General features: G+C 35.2%; 15 protein-coding genes and 1 pseudogene. 12 read left to right on the plus strand and 4 right to left on the minus strand.

What is annotated here, in order from left to right; translation table 11 throughout:
• Positions 1-19 precede the first annotated feature (19 nt).
• The 9 genes from deoD (at position 20) to GYM75_RS07485 (ending at position 11,785) form a co-directional block, all read left to right on the plus strand.
• Positions 20-736: a purine-nucleoside phosphorylase gene (gene deoD, locus GYM75_RS07445; RefSeq protein WP_220215347.1), complete on the plus strand. Its 717-nt coding sequence runs from the start codon at positions 20-22 to the stop codon at positions 734-736.
• 217 nt (positions 737-953) lie between these two features.
• On the plus strand, positions 954-2,219 hold the full coding sequence (locus GYM75_RS07450) for a nucleoside permease (RefSeq protein ID WP_220215348.1): 1,266 nt from the start codon (positions 954-956) through the stop codon (positions 2,217-2,219).
• 333 nt (positions 2,220-2,552) lie between these two features.
• A complete protein-coding gene (gene add / locus GYM75_RS07455) occupies positions 2,553-3,722 on the plus strand; it encodes an adenosine deaminase (RefSeq protein WP_220215349.1) in 1,170 nt (389 codons plus the stop codon).
• A 28-nt stretch (positions 3,723-3,750) separates the two neighbouring features.
• A complete protein-coding gene (locus GYM75_RS07460) occupies positions 3,751-5,724 on the plus strand; it encodes a bifunctional 2',3'-cyclic-nucleotide 2'-phosphodiesterase/3'-nucleotidase (RefSeq protein WP_220215350.1) in 1,974 nt (657 codons plus the stop codon).
• A gap of 31 nt (positions 5,725-5,755) precedes the next feature.
• Complete coding sequence (locus GYM75_RS07465) at positions 5,756-6,151, plus strand: cytidine deaminase (RefSeq protein ID WP_220215351.1); 396 nt, start codon at positions 5,756-5,758, stop codon at positions 6,149-6,151.
• Positions 6,152-6,321: 170 nt separating this feature from the next.
• The gene (locus tag GYM75_RS07470; RefSeq protein ID WP_220215352.1) at positions 6,322-7,623 is read left to right on the plus strand and encodes a pyrimidine-nucleoside phosphorylase; all 1,302 of its coding nucleotides are present in this window, start codon (positions 6,322-6,324) and stop codon (positions 7,621-7,623) included.
• A 29-nt stretch (positions 7,624-7,652) separates the two neighbouring features.
• Positions 7,653-9,338: a bifunctional UDP-sugar hydrolase/5'-nucleotidase UshA gene (gene ushA, locus GYM75_RS07475; protein WP_220215353.1), complete on the plus strand. Its 1,686-nt coding sequence runs from the start codon at positions 7,653-7,655 to the stop codon at positions 9,336-9,338.
• A 55-nt stretch (positions 9,339-9,393) separates the two neighbouring features.
• Entirely contained in the window at positions 9,394-10,941 is a 1,548-nt protein-coding gene (locus tag GYM75_RS07480) for a YjjI family glycine radical enzyme (RefSeq protein ID WP_363317427.1), read from the plus strand.
• Complete coding sequence (locus tag GYM75_RS07485) at positions 10,916-11,785, plus strand: YjjW family glycine radical enzyme activase (protein WP_220215355.1); 870 nt, start codon at positions 10,916-10,918, stop codon at positions 11,783-11,785. Before GYM75_RS07480 ends, GYM75_RS07485 begins: the two co-directional genes overlap by 26 nt.
• Before the next feature lie 231 nt (positions 11,786-12,016).
• Here GYM75_RS07485 and GYM75_RS07490 read toward each other — a convergent pair whose 3' ends face one another.
• Together GYM75_RS07490 and GYM75_RS07495 are read right to left on the minus strand one after the other, a co-directional pair.
• A complete protein-coding gene (locus GYM75_RS07490) occupies positions 12,017-13,468 on the minus strand; it encodes a hypothetical protein (RefSeq protein WP_220215356.1) in 1,452 nt (483 codons plus the stop codon).
• 762 nt (positions 13,469-14,230) lie between these two features.
• Positions 14,231-16,399, minus strand: a pseudogene (locus tag GYM75_RS07495) (Tex family protein); the annotation flags it as partial.
• A gap of 44 nt (positions 16,400-16,443) precedes the next feature.
• Here GYM75_RS07495 and greB point away from each other — a divergent pair.
• The 3 genes from greB (at position 16,444) to GYM75_RS07510 (ending at position 18,743) form a co-directional block, all read left to right on the plus strand.
• Positions 16,444-16,926, plus strand: coding sequence for a transcription elongation factor GreB (gene greB, locus GYM75_RS07500; protein ID WP_220215358.1), 483 nt, complete (start codon positions 16,444-16,446; stop codon positions 16,924-16,926).
• 44 nt (positions 16,927-16,970) lie between these two features.
• Complete coding sequence (locus tag GYM75_RS07505; protein WP_220215359.1) at positions 16,971-17,537, plus strand: hypothetical protein; 567 nt, start codon at positions 16,971-16,973, stop codon at positions 17,535-17,537.
• A gap of 96 nt (positions 17,538-17,633) precedes the next feature.
• Complete coding sequence (locus GYM75_RS07510; protein ID WP_220215360.1) at positions 17,634-18,743, plus strand: YcbX family protein; 1,110 nt, start codon at positions 17,634-17,636, stop codon at positions 18,741-18,743.
• Positions 18,744-18,874: 131 nt separating this feature from the next.
• Here GYM75_RS07510 and GYM75_RS07515 read toward each other — a convergent pair whose 3' ends face one another.
• Together GYM75_RS07515 and ilvC are read right to left on the minus strand one after the other, a co-directional pair.
• Positions 18,875-19,444: a cell division protein ZapC gene (locus tag GYM75_RS07515; protein ID WP_220215361.1), complete on the minus strand. Its 570-nt coding sequence runs from the start codon at positions 19,442-19,444 to the stop codon at positions 18,875-18,877.
• 302 nt (positions 19,445-19,746) lie between these two features.
• Complete coding sequence (ilvC, locus tag GYM75_RS07520; protein ID WP_220215362.1) at positions 19,747-21,225, minus strand: ketol-acid reductoisomerase; 1,479 nt, start codon at positions 21,223-21,225, stop codon at positions 19,747-19,749.
• Positions 21,226-21,371: the final 146 nt, after the last annotated feature.

Here is a 21,371-nt window from a genome sequence, read left to right on the forward strand (position 1 = left end):
AAACTTTCAGGAGAAATTAATGTCTACCCCACACATTAACGCAATTGAAAATGCTTTTGCAGAAACTGTCTTAATGCCAGGCGATCCATTACGAGCAAAATTTATTGCAGAAACCTTTTTAGAAAATGCACAAGAAGCGACCAATGTAAGAGCGATGTTAGGTTTTACTGGCTATTATAAAGGTCAAAAAGTTTCTGTTATGGGGCATGGAATGGGCATACCATCTTGTTCTATCTATACAACCGAATTAATAAAATTTTATGGTGTAAAAAATATCATTCGTGTTGGTTCATGTGGTGCGATTAGCCCAAATGTAAACATTGGCGATGTGATTATTGGTATGGGTGCTTGCACAGATTCTAAAGTCAATCGTATTCGTTTTAAAGATCATGATTTTGCAGCTATTGCCGATTTTGATCTTACTTGCCATGCGGTAAATGCAGCCAAAAAATTAGGTGTTAATGTAAAAGTGGGTAACCTCTTTTCAGCTGATCTTTTTTATAGTGTTGAACCCGAACTGTTTGATGTAATGGAAAAATACAATATTTTAGGGGTTGAAATGGAAGCAGCAGGAATTTATGGGGTTGCCGCTGAGTACGGCGCAAAAGCATTAGCTATTTGTACGGTATCAGATCATATACGTAAAGGCGAAGCCATGACGGCTGAACAGCGTCAACTTGGTTTTAAAGAAATGATTACCGTTGCGTTAGAATCGGTTTTATTAAATCAAAACTAAAATGGCAGAATGACTGCCATTTTTTTTAAGTAATGAAAAGTATCTAAAAACAGATTATATCGTCATTTAACACAGCGGTTTAATTAAAATGATTCGATAATAATATCTATTGATACTTCACATTAATGTTATATAACGAATAATTGTTGCAATAAGTTTTTAATTATATTTTTGGGTAATACGTTATGAAAAAGTTAGCATTAAATAAGGAATCTAAATGAATACTAAGTTACAACTAAAAGTTATATTTTTTATGCAATTTTTCATCTGGGGATGCTGGTTAATAACATTGAGTTCTTATTTGGAAAGGCAATTAAATTTTACTGGTCTTGAAATAGCTTCTGTATATGGATCGATGGGGATAGCATCATTATTTATGCCAAGTTTGTTAGGTATTGTCGCTGACCGTTGGATACCAGCAAACCGGTTATATATTATTTGCCATTTTATCGGTGCGGTAACTTTATTTGTGGCGGCATCAATTAGCTCACCGGTGATGATGGCAATTGTCATGCTGATTCACTGTTTAGCATTTATGCCAACTATCGCAATATCAAATTCGATTGCTTATTCTTGCTTAGAATCAAAAGGATTAGACGTGATAGCTCACTTCCCAGGGATAAGAATCTTTGGCACAATCGGTTTTATTATTGCAATGTGGTTAGTCAGCTTTTTGAAGTTAGAATTAAGTAATATTCAACTTTACATTGCAGCTGGGGGATCAATCGTTTTATGTCTAGTCTCATCAAGATTGCCATTTATACCGACCTGCCAAAATGAATCTAAAGAAAAATCACTTATCAGTTCTTTAGGATTAGATGCTTTTGTATTATTCAAACAACCTAGAATGGTTATCTTTTTCCTTTTTGCTGTATTGTTAGGTGGGATTTTACAAATAACCAATACGTTTGGTAATCCGTTTTTACATAGCTTTGATAAAATACCAGAATATGCTGATAGTTTAACCGTCCAGTATCCTTCTGTTTTACTTTCAATTTCTCAGATTTCTGAAGTCGTATTTATCTTATTTGTTCCATTTTTCATGAAGCGTTTAGGAATTAAATATGTCATGTTAATCAGTATTTTAGCATGGGTTGCGCGTTTCGGATTATTCGCTTATGGCAATCCATCAAATATTGGATTTGTATTATTGTTGCTATCGATGATTGTTTATGGTTGCGCTTTTGATTTTTATAACATATCTGGCTCAATGTATGTTGAGAAATCAGTCAATAAAACAATACGTAACAGTGCTCAAGGATTGTTTATGGTGATGACCAATGGAATTGGGGCATCTTTAGGTACATTCATGAGTGGATTTATCGTGGATCGTTATACAACCGTTGTGGCAGATGAAAAATTTGTCGATTGGCATACTGTTTGGCTTATTTTTGCTGGTTATGCGCTGGTTCTGGCTGTCATTTTTATGGTGATATTTAAAAATGACACGAATGAATATAAAACTGCTGATGCCGCTAATTAACCATTAGTAATAAGTATAATTCAATACCAGAAGAATAATGATGATTACTCTTCTGGTACAAAACATATCCAAAATATTGACTTTAAAACATACAATAAAATCATTGTATTTAATGATAATAAGATGAGTTTAACTGTTATTAAATTATCAAGAATAATAACGATATCGCTCAAAAAAATAAGTCACACAAAATGTATGGAAAAAGGATACCTTATCAAGGTAAAATACAAAAGTGCAATTGGTAAAACTAAGAAGCCAACTAAATTTCATTGCGAGTGTTAAACATGACTGAATGTGAGACAAAAAAGCAGATTAAAAATAGATAACTATCTCATGAATAAACAAACTCTTCCTAAAGTTATATTACATGAACATGTCGAAGGTAGTATTACTCCCTTCATGGCTAAAAAATTAGCAGATAAAAATCATATTCCCTTTCCCCATTCGTTATGTTATCAGCCAGGTGAATATGATACTAACGAATACAAAAATGGACGATATCGCTATGATGAAACTGATTTTGTTCAGTTTATTCAAACCTATGATACCGTATCCAATTTTGTAAAAACTCCCGAAGATTATTACCTCATCACCTATGATTTCCTTTATCGAAATGCCAAACAAGGGCTAATCTATTGCGAACTCTTTCTTTCTCCTTATCACATTTGCACAACAGAAAAACAGGGTGAAATTTTTTGGGATGAAGAGCGATTTCACCAAACCTTACAGCAAATGGATGCAGCCATAGCTGATGTACAAAAAGAATATAATATCACGGTAAGATATCATGTGATTGGTGTCAGACATCTAGGTGCGAAAACGGTACATGATACCCTATTATTTATTGAAAAAAATCCTCATCCTTTTATTACCGGTTTTAATATTGCCGGTAATGAAAAAGCGGGTCACTTCGATGATTTTCAAGCGTCACACCAATTAGCCAATAAACTCAATTTAAAAAAATCTTATCATGCTGGCGAAATAGAATCCGCAGCAAGCATTATTCAAGCCCTCAAACATGGCGCAGATAGAATTGGGCATGGCATTCGAGCGATTGAAGATCAGGACTTAATCAATGAATTAGTTCGTCGCAACATAACATTAGAAGTTGCGTTAACCAGTAACCGCATTTTAGTCAATGAATTACAGGGAGATATTCATCATCACCCAGTAAGACAGCTTTATGATCAAGGTGTACGAATCACCTTAAATACTGATGATGCAGGAATTTTTGGCACTGACATAGAAAAAGAATATGATTTAGCCCAATCTATCTTTTACTTTACCCGATTAGAATTGTTTGATATCACACTGTGTGGAATTGATGCAGCGTTTGTTGAAGATTTGCAAAAAGTACGCTTAACCGATTATGTGCTGTCCTGTTTCACAGCCGATGATCAACTAGCATTACTGACAGCAATTAATGAAAACAAATATCACCCAGCCATTATTGAACGATTTGTTCATTACCAACATTTATTATTAAAACGGATGAAAAAATAGCATTACCGGAAATAAATAGGAGATTCATATGATAAAAAATAAACTCACTTTACCCCTTTTAACCCTATTGATTTCTGGAACGCTCCATGCAGCAACAGTCGATTTAAGGATAATTGAAACAACTGATCTACATGGAAACATGATGAATTTTGATTATTTTAAAGATCAATCAATCGATACCTTTGGATTAGCTAAAACCGCCAATTTAATACATCAAGCTCGTAATGAAGTCAAAAACAGTGTTCTGGTTGATAATGGCGATTTGATTCAAGGTAGCCCTATGGCTGATTATGCAGTAAATAAAGGGCTTAAAAATGGCGAAATCCATCCAGTCTATAAAGCCATGAATACGTTAAATTATACCGTTGGTAACATCGGTAATCACGAATTTAATTTTGGTTTAGACTTCTTGCAAAAAAGTCTTGCTGGTGCCAAATTTCCTTACATTAATGCCAATGTCTATGATGCAAAAACTGGGCAACCCTTTTTTAAACAATATATTATTGTCGACACGCCGGTTATTGATCGAGAAGGTAATCAACACACTATTAAAATTGGTTATATAGGATTTGTTCCACCTCAAATTATGCAATGGGATAAATTAAATTTGGATGGGAAAGTCGAAGTTAAAGACATCACAGAAACAGCTAAACAGTTAGTCCCGCAAATGAAAAAAGAAGGGGCTAATATCGTTATCGCTATTCCCCATTCGGGCGTTTCTTCAGAACCTTATAAAGCACTTGCCGAAAACTCGGTATACTATTTAAGTCAAGTAGAGGGTATCAATGCTATTATGTTTGGTCATTCACATGGCGTGTTTCCAAGCGACGATTTTAAATCATTACCTAATACTAATATTGAAACCGGCAATATAAATCATGTGCCTGCCGTTATGCCCGGACAATGGGGAAGCCATTTGGGCGTTGTAGATTTAGTCCTAAATGGTGACAATTCAAATTGGCAAGTGACTTCAGGTAAATCCCAAGCTCGCCCAATTTATGACGTGAAAACCAAAAAAGCACTGGTTGATGCCGATCAACATATTACTCACGTACTGAAAGAAGATCACCAAGGCACACGTGAATTTGTCGGAAAACCGATTGGGAAAATTGATAGTGATATCACCAGTTATTTGGCTTTAGTTCAAGATACCACGGCATTACAAATTATTAGTGATGCACAAATTGCGTATGTAAAACAGTTTATTCAAGGTGACCCAGATCTTGATGGTTTACCAGTTTTATCGGCTATTGCTCCTTTCAAGGTTGGCGGTAGAAAAAACGATCCGACTGCTTTTGTTGATGTAAAAAAAGGCGATCTTACATTTAGAAATGCAGCGGATATCTACTTATACCCTAACCTGTTATCAGTCGTCCAAGTTACAGGCAAAGAGGTTAAAGAGTGGCTTGAATGTTCGGCAGGGGTATATAATCAAATTGATACGAAAGTCACGACACCGCAGTACTTAATAGATTGGGATCATTTCAGAACGTATAACTTCGATACGATTGATGGCGTAAATTACCAAATTGATATTACTCAACCTGCCCGATACGATGGCAATTGCCAACTAATCAATGCTAATTCTGAACGAATCAAAAATCTAACCTACCAACAAAAGCCTATCGATCCAACCCAAACCTTCTTGATAGCAACAAATAATTATCGTGCTTATACTGGTGCTTTTCCAGGTACAGGAAGCAAAAATGTGAAATTTAATTCACCCGATGATTTAAGAGTAATTTTATCAGCTTATATCACTAATACTACCCATAAAAATGGAGAGGTGAAGGTGGCTGTCGATAATAATTGGCAAATTGCACCAATAACCAGTAAAACCAAATTAGATATTCGATTTGAATCGTCTCCAACGGATGAAGCAAAAATGGTTATTCAAAAAGATTCCTTATATCCAATAAGTTATCTTGATAAAGATGAGTTGGGATTTGGTGTCTATCGTCTGGACTTACAATCACCAATTAATGTAAACACAATAAATTAATCGAAAAAGGTAAAACCACAGGACTATCTTAATGAAAATTGAAAAACTCATTGAACTAGCTAAAACAGCACGCTCTAAAGCTTATGTACCTTATTCAAAATTCAAAGTCGGTGCGGTATTAATTACTGAAGATGACGAAGCGATTTTAGGTTGTAATATTGAAAATGCATCGTACGGATTGGCTAACTGTGCTGAACGAACGGCTATTTTCAAAGCAGTTTCAGAAGGCAAACGTAAATTTAAAAAATTAGTTGTCATTGGGGATACTGATGGCCCAATTTCACCTTGTGGCGCCTGTCGCCAAGTAATAAGTGAGTTTTGTGATAAAAATATGCCTGTAATTTTGACAAATATGCAAGGGAAAATACAAGAAACCACCGTTGGCGAATTATTACCTTGGTCATTTTCACCAAGTGATTTAGATTAGATAAATTTTTTAGTTAAAATTATCACTAAAAATGAGTAAAAATAACAACATTAAAGCATATTAAAATATACAATTTATAAGCAAACACTCTGACTTATAAAAAGAGTTTAACATTAGATAAATAGATATAGATTCTAACCTAATTTATTGACATTAAGAGAGAAAAATTAATGAGATTTGTAGATATTATTGAAAAAAAGCGTGATGGTAACCCACTAACTACTGAAGAAATCCAATTTTTTATTACTAATTATACCAATGGTACTATTCCTGATTATCAAGTTAGTGCATTATTAATGGCTATTTATTATCAAGGCATGACATCAAAAGAGTGTGCAGATTTGACCACTGCTATGATGTATTCAGGTGATACAGTCGATCTCTCTTCAATTCAAGGTATCAAAGTTGATAAACATTCAACTGGAGGCGTTGGCGATACCACTACCCTTGTGCTAGCTCCATTAGTGGCAGCCGTTGGTGTGCCTGTTGCTAAAATGTCCGGAAGAGGACTTGGTTATACCGGTGGTACCAACGATAAATTTGAGTCAATTCCTGGATTTAAAATAGAATTAGGTAAACAAGAATTTATTGATCAAGTTAATCAAAAAGGTGTGTCAGTTATTGGACAATCGGGTAATTTAACGCCTGCTGATAAAAAACTCTATTCACTTCGTGATGTAACCGGTACTGTCAATTCAATTCCACTTATTGCTAGCTCAATTATGAGCAAAAAATTAGCCGCAGGTGCCGATGCAATTGTTTTAGATGTAAAAACGGGTGATGGCGCACTGATGCGAGAGATGGCTGATTCAGAAAAATTAGCTAACGAAATGGTCAAAATTGGTAATCAAATTGGACGAAGAACAATGGCGATAATTTCTGATATGTCACAACCACTTGGTTATGCTATCGGTAATGCATTAGAAGTAAAAGAAGCTATAGATACCTTAAAAGGTCAAGGCCCCGCAGATTTAACGGAATTAGTGCTAACTTTAGGTAGTCAAATGGTGGTATTAGCCGATAAAGCTAAAACACTTGACGAAGCACGCATAAAACTTCAGGAAGCCATTAACAATGGCAAAGCAATTGAAAAATTTAAAACGTTAATTGAAGCTCAAGGTGGTGATAGCACTGTTGTTGATCATCCTGAAAAATTAGCAAGTGCCCCCTATCAAATTGCTCTACCAGCACTCAAATCAGGTTATGTTTCTCGGATTGTTGCCGATCAAATTGGTATTATAGCTATGCAACTTGGTGCAGGTCGAGCAACCAAAGAGGATGTCATTGACCCTGCTATAGGTATTGTATTGCATAAAAAGGTTGGTGATAAAGTTGAGCAAGGAGAAGCATTGTTAACTATTCATGCGAGCACAGATAAACTGGATGCTATCAAACAAAAACTTTATGACAATATTACCATTAGTGATAATGCGCACGAGCCAACATTGATTTATAAAGTCATTACGGAGTAGTGATTGTCTGTAAGGAATTAGGAGACACCATGTATTGTTTAACTATAACTAAAAAACTATCACTAGTCCTTGCTTTGGGTCTATTTTCGGCCAATTCAATAGCAGATGCTATCACGCAACAGCCAATAGCCCATTCTTGGAAAGAGAATCAATCCTACCAATTCACCATTTTACATACGAACGATCATCATGGTCGTTTTTGGCAAAATGAAATTGGTGAATATGGGCTTGCCGCTCAAAAAACAGTGGTAGATGATATCAGAAAAGAAGTTACCGCCAAAGGTGGAACATTATTACTTTTGTCAGGTGGTGATATTAATACGGGTGTGCCTGAATCTGATGTACTTCAAGCTAAACCGGATTTTATCGGCATGAACGAAATAGGCTATGATGCTATGGCTGTTGGTAATCATGAATTTGATCATCCGTTATCTATCATTCGTGAACAACAACAATTGGCACATTTTCCTTTTTTGTCTGCTAATACTTACTTCAAAGGCACGGATAATCGTGTCTTTGATGCCTATAAAATGTTTGACTTAAATGGTGTCCGAGTTGCCGTTTTTGGTCTTACCACTGATGATACCATTCATCTCGCTTCACCAATGAATACGCGAGGTGTTGAGTTTCGCCAAACATTACCCGAAGCACAAAAAGTGATTGCTCAAATTCAACAAAACGAACACCCAGATATGATTATCGCCGTGACCCATATGGGACACTACGAAAATGGCGAACATGGTTCAATGGCACCGGGGGATGTAGAATTAGCCCGAGGCTTAAAATCGGGCGAATTGAATATGATTGTAGGCGGACATTCTCAAAATCCGGTTTGTATGGCAAGTGCAAATAAACGAGTCACTGAATATGTTCCCGGTACACCTTGCGCACCTGATCAACAAAATGGGACTTGGATAGTACAGGCTCACGAATGGGGAAAATATGTAGGTCGAGCAGATTTTGAATTTCTAAATGGAAAATTGACACTTAAAAATTATCAATTAATTCCTATTAACCTTAAAAAAGAAGTGGATAATGGCAACGACACTAAACGTCTTGAGTTTTATACCACTGAGATCCCTCAAGATCCACAACTATTGCAGATATTGCAACCATATCAAGAACAAGGCAGAAAAAAACTGTCCATTAAAAGCGGCGAATTAGTCGGTCGACTTGAAGGCGATCGCCATATTGTCCGATATCAGCAAAGTAATTTAGGACAATTATTACTCAGTGCTTTTATCGAAAAAACAGGAGCTGACATCGGAGTAATGTCGGGTGGAATGATCCGAGATTCGCTTATTGAAGGAGACATTACTTATCGTGATATTTTAAAGGTGGAGCCTTTTGGCAATAGTGTTGTTTACTTTGATATAACGGGAAGTGAGTTAATTGAATATCTTAAAGTCGCAATGAGCAAAAATGCGGGGTCAGGAGGATTTGCTCATTTAAGAAATATTACTTTCACCCAAAAGGGAGAAAAAATTAGTAATATAAAAATTAATAATCAGCCTATCGAGTTACAAAAAAATTATCGAATAGCAACACTGGATTTTCTAGCGACAGGAGGTGATGGCTATCCGATAATGAATCTATTACCTACTTATGTGAATACAGGTTATCGTGATGCGGATGTTATAAAACAGTTTTTTGAGACACATTCGCCAATTAATGCTGCTGATTATGAACCAATACGGATGATTATCGAAAAATAATCATTAGGTTTACCATTTTAATTAAATAAATTTGCTTTTTAGTATCGAGGTTAATATGCACATGACAGAGTTTCAAAGCAGTTGTTATCAAATCGTCACCGACCCTAATTTATCACCAAAACAGAAAGCCAACTTATTGGCATTAGCGGCAGAAAATAATTTGCCTTATGTTGAACTTGATAATGAAACAAAGAAAGCGTTAGACGAAAATATCCTTTGTGATATGTTTGAAGGTCATGCGCCTTATAAGCCTCGATATGTGCTTCCTGATTATGCTAAATTTCTAAAGCAAGGCTCTGAGTGGTTAGAACTCGAACCCGCCAAAACGTTTGATGATGCAATAAATATGCTAACTATTGCTTATCATCATGTACCATCCGTTACCGGCATGCCTGTCTATCTGGGTTGTTTAGATCAAATATTGTTACCTTATGTTGGGCATCTCACTGAAGATGAACTTTATCAACGATTAAAACATTTTTGGATAATGTTAGATCGTAATTTACCTGATGCTTTTATGCATGCCAACATTGGTCCAACTGATAATGTTATCTGTCGTCTAATTTTACGTGTGGATAAAGAACTTAAACAAGTTGCACCGAATTTAACCTTTATCTATGATGAAAACATCACACCAGAAGCCTTATTATCCGTTGCAATTGGCAATATTTGCGAAACAGCAAAACCCCACATCGCCAATAATATGATGATTCAAAAAGATTTTGATGAAAAAGGCTATGGCGTTGTCAGCTGTTATAACTCCTTACCTATCGCTGGCGGTGGCAGTACTCTATCAAGAATTAACTTAAAAGAAGTGGCAAAGCGCAGTCAACATATTGATGATTTTCTGCAAAACACGCTACCCTATTATTGCCAATTACAATTAAATTTAATCAAAGCCCGTTCAGCTTTTTTATACGAAAAGTCAAACTTCTTTCAAAATAGTTTTTTAGTAAAAGAAGGATTAATTGATGCCAACCGATTTGCACCTATGTTTGGTATTTACGCCATGGCAGAAGCGATTAATATTCTACAAGAAAAATCTAACTTAACGGGTCGCTATGGTGTCGATGAAGATGCTAATGAACTAGCTACCACCATTTCTAAACAATTAGCCGACTTTATTGATCATCATAAAATTAACCATGCTTGGCAAGGTAAAGCAATGTTACATGCTCAATCTGGCATCAGCACGGATAGAGGTACCACCCCTGGCTTACGGATCCCTTATGGCCACGAACCGGATCCCGTTACCCATATTATGGCACTGTTTAAACATCACCATTATTACACATCAGGCATTAGTGATATTTTAACGATTGATGAAACCATTAAAAATAATCCTTCTGCTTTACTGCAAATTTGTAAAGCGGCATTTAAATTTGGTTTCCGAGAGTTTACCGCCAATATTAGTGGTAATGATCTGGTGCGAGTAACAGGCTATATGGTGAGATTATCAGATATCAAAAAATATAAAGAAGAAGGTTCACGGATTAATACCACATTTTTAGGAAGTGAAGCCGCACAAGATACCGTTAATAATAGCTACTTATGCCGTACTCCACGAGTGATCAGTCATGAACAAGTCATGGGCAATCGTTAATAAACTTTTACCCTTTTCTTGCGTTGATGGGCCTGGAAATCGATTAGTTATATTTTTACAAGGCTGTAATTTTAAATGCTTAAATTGCCACAATCCGTATACCATATCACTATGTCAGGATTGTGGTGATTGTGTTGCCACATGCCCACATCAGGCATTAACATTCAGTCATCATCAAGTTATCTGGCAAACATCAGCTTGCCAGCAATGTGATACTTGCCTTCAGACTTGCCAATATCACTCAACGCCAATGACTTTCCGATATAGTGTTGAAGATATACTAAACATCATTCGCAAATACCTACCCTTTTTAAATGGTATTACGCTCAGTGGAGGGGAAGCGACCATTCAATTACCTTTTATTGAAAAACTGTTTCATGCCATTAAACATGCCGATGACTTAAAACATTTAACCTGTTTTATTGATAGTAATGGTTATTTATCCCAAACGGGGTGGCAAAAAGTAGTGAATGTCATGGATGGTGCGATGATTGATCTTAAAGCTTGGGATACCCAAGTTCATAAAAAGTTAACCGGCAGAGATAATCATCGAGTCATAAAAACAATAGAATATCTTTCAAAGATCCAAAAATTACACGAAGTTAGATTTTTGATCATCCCAACTCATACAGATCTTCAAAATAAGGCAGAACAAATCGCGCACTTTTTATTGGCGTTGGATCCGAGTATCAGAGTGAGAATCAATGCATTTCACCACCATGGTGTACAAGGAATAGCTAAAACATGGGAACCAGCATCAAAACAACATGTCGAAAATTTTGCTACTGAGTTAAAACAATTTGGGCTGAAAAATATTATTTTGCCCACTGTTTACTTATCATGATAATTAAATAGTTTTGATTAATGTGAAAATAGCCAAAATATCAGGACGATGACGAGCTAATTAAAAAGATTGAGATATCGACCTACATCTTTATTATTGTAAAATTTTTACAATAAAAATGAGCAGGTTTTTAAATCTGCTCATTTAGTTGAAACCCAAAATTAAATTTAAAGATATTATCTTATCACTTTAACTGCGCTTTTTGAAAAAACAGATAATTTTATATATTTTCTAATATTTAACACATAAGGTATATGCTATATCTGGTTCAACAATAACGTTACCTTCTACAATCCCTACACTGTAGTATCGATTATTTCCATATATATCTTTCACTGATGATTGTTCACTGGTGAAATAGAAATCATAATAGATGAAATTTTTCAAATTTGACAAACCATCTAACATATCTCGACCAATAATATCTAAAGGTGCATAGAAGTAGACTTTACCCCATTCTGGCGTTAATCCTTCACCAATTGCTCTTTTGTACCCATTATTTTTTACATAATAGTTATCATTAGTGGTTGGCGTGTAAGCTAAAGACGAGTTTGTAATCTCAGCTCGTGTTGGCAATCTATCATTATTGTTTTGACATAATCTATTTGAATTTTGCCAATTACCCGGAAGGTTATTTAAGAAATATAACCAATGTTTTATAGAAAAAGTATAATAAAACTGTGCTAGCGTTCTATTATTGGTCACTAATATGACAAATTTATCACCTTGACCAGGTACATTGTCAGTAAATTTAAATTCACTTTTAGAATCAGCGTTTGAATCACGTGCAGTATTAACTAATGAATTATTTGGATTTTTGACCAAGGTATAACTATAATCAGATATAGGATTAACTGGTACAATTCTGAAACGAGCTTCCGGAAAAGCATAAGTTGGGAAATAATTACCATTTTGATCTTTTGCAGTGGCCTTAAAGCCTTGATGAATAGTAAATTGATCGCTGTTATAAGAAGGATTAACATCTATTGTATCAGCACCATAAGGCGCATAGTTCCCACCTTCATCCCAACCATTGTGAGTAATCAAAGCCAGTATACCGGGTCTGATAAAACAGATACCGTCATCAGCACTTACTTCAAATGTTTTTGATACTTCTCTTGGTTCTGAAGTATCAGGTTCACCGTACTGAGTTTTAGCAATAAATTGAATCGTCACTTTTACCGATGATTTTGCATTAGCAGTAGATGAGTTACACACATCACGACCCAAAAATGAAGTAGAGTTAGAAGGAATAATATTATTGTTCTGGTCTCGCCATTCAGCATTAATCGATTGAATGATAAAACTACCGTTAGTAGCCAATTTATCTCCATCCACATCATTGATATCACTATCATTCAAGCTTGAAGTATCGACATCAAATGAATAAAGACTAGGAGACGTATTGTAAGCAACAGAAATCTTATCGCTATTACCCGGCGAAATTATCGCTGGATCAAGACCATCAATATTTAATTTGACTTGAATTCCGTTTAAAACTTTTGTGTCAGCGGTTTCTAGAATTTCAGGTGGATTACCGTGAATATATTGCGCTGTAATAGCAGAAACTGATAATCCAGCTAAAGCGATGTGACAAAAAAGCCCAAAAAAAGCAACAACGGCAATATTCAATATTAATTGCATCAGATAAAGTTTTTTGGAAACAAACATATCACTATTCATGCTAATTCCTCTACCCATAAGCTTGTCTATAAGTTGAAACAAAGTTATTGATTTGAAGTTTTAGTGAACGACAAATTTATCAAAATTTGATAAAAATGTTACCGGTTACATTTTCAATTTATAAAAAAATTACAAGCAATCATAACCATTAGAAGTTGTTAAATTGTATCCATTTAAAGGCAAATTTTGTTGATAACTTGGCAACAACGGATCATTTCGTTATAAAAAAGTGCAATATTCGAATACCGTTAATTACTTTATTTAAGAATATTAAAATAAGAAATGCTAAATAAAAAGATCAGATTAAAACAGTTTAACTATACTAACTTACTGATTAATTAAAATAATTAATTGTACAAGATGACAAATAATTGAATTGATTTTATATAGTATATAATAATATGAGTAATATGGAATAGCTAAATATTGATTTATCATTATTTAATGGCTTTCAGATGAGTATTGGATGGAAAAATACACAAGCTAAATAAGTTAACCTAACTGATTTTATTTTAAGCCATTGTATTTATTATTAGTAATTTTATTAAAATGTTATGAAATAAACATTAAACAAAAAGAAGGCGTTAGCCTCCTTTTCGTTTTATGGAACACATATTAACGTCGCTATTTTCCCTTTTTAAAAGCAGCGGCAAAAGCATTGCCCATTGCACTATTGGTAACTGGCGTTGACTGTGTATTTTTAGCCGTGCTGATTGATTTATTCATTTTCGGTTTGCCACCTTCAGAGTTTGGCATTGTTGAATCATCAAGTCGCATTGATAAAGCAATACGTTTACGAGCAATATCAACTTCCATCACTTTAACTTTGACAATATCACCAGCTTTAACTACGCTTCGAGGATCTTCTACAAACTTATCAGATAAGGCTGATATATGAACTAACCCATCTTGATGAACACCAATATCGACAAACGCACCAAAATTAGTCACGTTAGTTACGGCACCTTCCATAACCATGCCTACTTTCAAATCTTCCATGGTTTCGATATTATCGGCAAATTGAGCTGTTTTAAATTCTGGCCGTGGATCGCGTCCGGGTTTATCAAGTTCTTTGATAATATCAGTCACTGTAGGCACACCAAAATGGTCATCAACATAATCAACTGCTTTGAGTGAGTTTAAATATTTCGAATCACCTAAAATCTCTTTTAACGATTTATGGTTTTTATCTAAAATACGTTCCACAACCGGATAAGCTTCAGGGTGAACGGCTGATGCATCAAGTGGATTATCGCCATCCATAATACGCAAAAAACCAGCACATTGTTCATAGGCTTTAGGCCCTAGGCGTGAAACTTTTAGTAACTGCTTACGGTTAGAAAATTGTCCATTTTCATTACGCCAATTAACAATATTTTGTGCAATAACTTTATTGAGTCCCGCTATGCGAGCTAATAACATCATCGATGCTGTATTTAAATTTACCCCAACCGCATTGACCCCATCTTCTACAACAGCATCCAATTTTTTTGCGAGCTGAGTTTGGCTAACATCATGTTGATACTGACCGACACCAATTGATTTCGGATCAATTTTTACCAGTTCGGCTAGTGGATCTTGCAGACGACGAGCAATCGATACTGCACCACGTATTGATACATCCAAATCAGGAAACTCTTGAGCGGCTAGCTCGGATGCAGAATAGACCGATGCACCTGCTTCACTTACAATGACTTTTTGACCTTTGACTTCAGGATATTTTTTTTGTACATCGAGATAAAAACGTTCGGTTTCACGCGATGCCGTGCCATTACCAATCGCCACTAATTCAACTTGGTATTTAATGCATAGCGCCGCAACAATCATTGCAGCTTTATCCGCTTGCCCAGTATGCGGATAAATTGTTTCAGTTGCGACTAATTTACCCGTTGCGTCAACAACAGCAATTTTTACGCCTGTTCGTAATCCTGGATCCATTCCCATGGTAACTTTCATCCCTGCCGGCGCAGCCATTAACATATCATGCAAGTTAGCGGCAAACACATTGATCGCCTCTTCTTCCGCCTGCTCACGTAAAGTGGTCATCAGTTCGGTTTCCATGTGCATTAAAATTTTAATTCGCCATGTCCAATTAATGACAGCTTTTCGCCATTTATCTGCGGGTTGATCGTTAAAATGAATGCCTAAATGCTCAGTAATAATTTGTTCGCAATAGCTCTCTTTAGGCGTTTCTTCAAATTGCGGATCGGCGTTAAGGGAAAGTTGTAAAAAGCCTTCATTTCGTCCTCTGAACATCGCTAAAGCACGATGAGAAGGCACTTTTGAAATCAGTTCGCTTTGCGCAAAATAATCACGGAATTTTGCCCCTTCTTCCTCTTTACCTGCAACCACTTGTGAAACTAAATGTGCATTATTCCATAGATAATGGCGTACTTTAGCTAGCAATGTCGCATCTTCGGCAAATCGTTCCATTAGGATGTATCGTGCCCCATCCAATGCAGATTTAGTATCGTCAATTCCTTTTTCAGAATTAAAGAATTTTTCCGCTTCGCTATCAGGATCAAGTGATGGATTATCCCATAACGCATCGGCCAATGGTTCAAGTCCTGCTTCAATAGCAATCTGTCCCCGTGTACGGCGTTTAGGTTTATAGGGTAGATAGAGATCTTCAAGTTCAGTTTTACTGAGTGTTTGGATAATTTTTTGACTCAGTTCTGGGGTGAGTTTTCCTTGTTCCTCAATTGACTTTAATATCGTTTGTTTACGATCTTCAAGTTCTCGCAAATAACCTAACCGACTATCTAAAGTACGTAGTTGGGTATCATCTAACCCACCGGTCACTTCTTTACGATAACGCGCAATAAAAGGAACAGTGCTTCCTTCATCTAATAATTGAATAGCAGCTAAAACTTGTTCTGGTTTAACTGTCAATTCACCCGCTATAATATGGCTTATTTGATTATTTATCATGATATCTCTGTATATCTCGTCGATTAACGGAATGTAAACTTATTATGCAAAAAGCTAATTATATAACAAGAGAGGGCTACTTGGCACTCGATCGTGAATTGAAATATTTATGGAAAGAAGAAAGACCTCGTGTTACTCAAGCGGTTTCTGATGCAGCAGCCCTTGGCGATCGTAGTGAAAATGCAGAATATATTTATGGAAAACGACGATTGCGTGAAATTGACAGACGAGTACGATTTTTGACAAAGCGCTTAGAAATATTAACCATTGTCGATCCCGATCCAAGGCAAGAAGGAAAAGTATTTTTTGGTGCTTGGGTAAAACTGGAAGATGAATCCGGTCACGCGCAAATTTACCGTATTGTGGGAGCCGATGAATTTGATCCTAAAAAAAATTGGATTTCCATTAATAGTCCTGTTGCCAGAGCGTTAATTGGTCATAAAGTTGATGATGAAATATCAGTAATGACACCGAATGGAAAAGCTTATTTTTGTATTCTAAAAATTAGCTATACTCAAATAATATAATGTTATATATTGATAATTTAATCGTTAAAAAATAAAGGAATATTATGAAAAGAAAAAGAAGGTTGGTTTCTCAAAGCGTACTTTTTTTATTAATGTTAATGATGGTCGTTTCTTATTATTTTTTTAAACCTAATGATACAAAAACATTATCATCAAATAATGAATTAACGTTAAAATTTGATCATGTTGAATTTGCTAAACTAAATTCTCTCTTTACTATAATGAATAAAGATGGATTTTATATGCAGTCAGACGATGAATTCGGTCCAATTGGCTTCTATGATAAGAATTCTAAGCAATTTTATTCAGTTAATGGATCGGGTCTAAAAAGTTTTAAATTTAAAAGTAATACACCGATTAACGGTCATTACTACCCTGATTTTTCTGTTATCATTTTACCATTTGATTCTAAAACTGAAGCTGAAAAATATAAGAAACTATTGCAGAAACCACTTATTTGTAATCATACCATTGACGAATGTGAATCGATGAAAGAGCCTTATACATTAGTAACTAATGGGCATTTCGTTTTTATACTTTATACCAAAGCCGAAATGTTTAAAGAGTATATAGAAAGATACGCAAAAGTTTTACAACATCTTCCTATGTAATGATTCAATTATTTATAGGTATAATGTCTAGTGTCTATATATTAGGGTGAATTCAGTTTACAATTAAGATCACGATTACTCATCATTGAATTTATTATGATCACTGTCAGTCAATTATTTATCTATCCGATTAAATCGCTTGCAGGTATTCCCCTAAATATGTCAAATGTCATTGAAGGGGGATTCGAATATGATCGTGTATTGATGATTAGTGAACCTGACGGAACATTTATCACCGCAAGACAATTTCCTGAGCTTTTAAAACTAAAAACATCCATTGTTGATAACAATATTCTTGTTTCAACGCCTCATAATGAATCAATCACAATTAAATTTGATGAATTTACTGAAAGTAATGAACCAACTGAAGTTTGGGGTAATCATTTTACCTCTCACATTGCACCTATCAGAATTAATCAATTTTTTAGCCATATTTTACAAAAGGATGTGCAATTACGTTGGATCGGTACCAACTTAACCAGACGGACTAAACGATATCCTCAAACTGCGGTGAGCTTTGCAGATGGCTATCCTTATCTATTATTAAATGAAGCTTCGTTCAATTATTTACAACAAAGATGTTCGGAAAAGCTTGATATTCAGCAGTTTCGTAGCAACATCATCATACAAGGTGCCCTTCCTTTTGCCGAAGATGGCTGGAAAACCATCAAAATCGGCAATGTAATCTTTGATATCGTTAAACCGTGTAGTCGCTGTGTGCTTACCACTTTTAATATTGATACAGCAAAGCCGTTAGCAAATAATGAACCCCTCAATACGCTCCGCTATTTTCGTAGTGATGAGCAAGAGGCAATAGATTTTGGTATGAATATGATTGCGCGTAATTTCGGCTCGATATCAATTGATGATCCTGTCGAGATATTAGAACGACAACCAGCAAAAAAATATATTGAATTTTTTCCTAAAGATAATCAATTAAACCATGAACAATGTAATATTACTTTTGAGGGCAACACATTCAAAGGAAATCAGCAACAAACTATTCTAGAACAACTGGAACAACATAATATTGCTATCCCTTATTCCTGCAGAGTTGGAATCTGTGGTAAATGTGCAGTGGTATTGAAAGCAGGAAAAGTAGCGCCTCTCACTCAATCTGCAATAAAACACAACCACCATATTTTAGCTTGTAGTTGTGTACCTAAAGGTGATATCAACATTGAATTAGTAAAACAATCCAAATAATCATTGATTAAACCTGTTTAAAATGCGTTTTAACTTACACTATGTTGTGAACAACAAAGTCAAATCATCATAGATTAAAATTGAATTTACCTATTACTGATTTAAAATTCGAAAGTTTGGAATAAAATTGTCTAAGAAATGGCTTCTAACTTAAGGTCTGTCAACGAACTCTCATCCATTACATTTTTTTGTATTGGTGCTAGTCTATCATTCATTACTTTAATTGCTTCTGAAAAGTAAAATGTTTTATTCATTGCGACAAAAGTAGGTTGAGCAATAATACACAGTGAAGCATTTTCACCCGCTTCAACAACTAATAAAAAAACCCGTTGCCCCCCCTCTTGCATATTGACTTCAACGATGTCCGCTAATTTAGGACTATATAACATAGGTTGTTGACAAAAATACCAACTTTTTGGCATTTGAGGTTTAATGAAATTGGCAGCAACAATGGCATTAATGGATAATTCAATCTTTTGCGAGTCTGTTAATGCTAATATTTGGCAACTATCATAAAATTGATAATAGGATGTCGCATCACTCACTGAAAATGGAAATTCCTTGAAAACATCGGGAATTAGCATTTTACTGGAATAGCATGAACGAAATAACATATCGTTTGATACTTCAAGCATCAAACTATCATATTGATTATCAAAATACCAACGCCAACAATCTGTTGGTCGAAAAGCAATTTTCATTGATATGTTATCCCTCCATTAAATTAAAAAATTACATAAAAGATAACATAATTTAGGTAAAAAATAAATAAAAAAGTAAAATAAAATTTATTTAATTATTTAATTTTTAAACATTTTAAAGATCTTTATTAAGGATCCAAATGATCTAAGTTAGATCCTTTTTTTGATCTTTAGATCCAAAGTGCTGACATTAAAATTTATCATTTAATATTAATTAAATAGATTTAAGTCCCATATTGATTTTTTGACATAAAAAAAGGTGCAAATAAGCACCTTTTAATATAGCTAATAATGACGGCTTATTAGCTAGCAACATTAATTCTCTTCATATCCGTCATATAACTACGTAATTTTCGACCTATAATCTCAATTGGGTGATGACGAATTTCGTCATTGACATCACGTAATTGCGCATTATCAACGCTACCTTCAGGGATCGCTTTACCAAGATCGCCTGATTGTAACATCGGCATAAATTTTTCTTTTAATAATGGGATGGCGGCATTAGCAAAAAGATAATTACCATATTCAGCAGTATCAGATATTACCACATTCATTTCATATAAACGCTTACGAGCAATCGTATTAGCAATTAAAGGAAGTTCATGTAATGATTCATAATAAGCTGATTCTGGTAAAATACCTGACTCAAGCATGGTTTCAAATGCAAGTTCTACTCCTGCTTTAACCATTGCAACCATCACAACCCCTTGATCAAAGTAGGCTTGCTCATCAATTTTACCTTGATATTCAGCCGCTTTTTCAAAGGCTGTTTCACCCGTTTCTTTACGCCATTTTAATAAGTTCGCATCATCATTTGCCCAGTCTTTCATCATGGTTGCTGAAAACTCACCCGAAATAATATCATCCATATGTTTACGATAAAGATCGGTCATGATCACCTTTAATTCTTTAGCTAACGCATTAGCGCGTAATTTAGCTGGATTCGACAAGCGATCCATCATTAATGTAATACCACCTTGTTTCAATGCTTCAGTAATGGTTTCCCAACCAAACTGTAGCAATTTACACGCATAAGCAGGATCAACACCATCTGCCACAAGTTTATCAAAACAAAGCAATGACCCTGTTTGCAGCATACCGCAAAGGATCGTTTGTTCACCCATAAGATCAGATTTAACTTCAGCAACAAATGAAGACTGTAAAACACCGGCACGATGCCCACCGGTTGCTGCCGCCCATGCTTTAGCGATCGCCAAACCTTCACCTTTTGGATCATTTTCAGGGTGAACGGCGATCAGAGTTGGAACACCAAATCCTCGTTTATACTCTTCACGTACCTCGGTACCCGGACACTTCGGCGCAACCATAACAACTGTGATATCAGGACGAATTTTTTCGCCAACTTCAACAATATTAAAACCATGAGAATAACCTAAAGCGGCTCCCTGTTTCATCAATGGTTGTACAGCTTTTACTACCGCTGAGTGTTGTTTGTCGGGTGTTAAATTAATCACTAAATCAGCAGTAGGAATTAACTCTTCATAACTGCCTACTTTAAACCCATTTTCAGTTGCTTTTTTCCATGAAGGACGCTTTTCTGCAATCGCTTCTTTGCGTAAAGCATAGGCAATATCAAGTCCTGAATCTCGCATATTTAAACCTTGATTCAGACCTTGCGCACCACATCCTACTATTACAATTTTTTTACCCTTTAAAAAATCGGCTTCCGATGCAAATTCATCACGAGCCATAAAACGGCATTGACCAAGTTGGTGTAATTTTTCACGCAAATTCAGAGTATTAAAATAGTTTGACATTAGGATCTCCATTAATTTATTTGTCATAATCGAATTGTCCAACACTATAACTGAATTTAATTATTGCGAAAATTGATATATTTAAAAAATTATATTGCATAAAATGCAATATACTTGCTAAATGTAATGCTTTCTTTTACTCTAAG

This window comes from Gilliamella sp. ESL0441 (assembly GCF_019469185.1).
In the GTDB taxonomy this organism is placed as follows: Bacteria; Pseudomonadota; Gammaproteobacteria; order Enterobacterales; family Orbaceae; genus Gilliamella.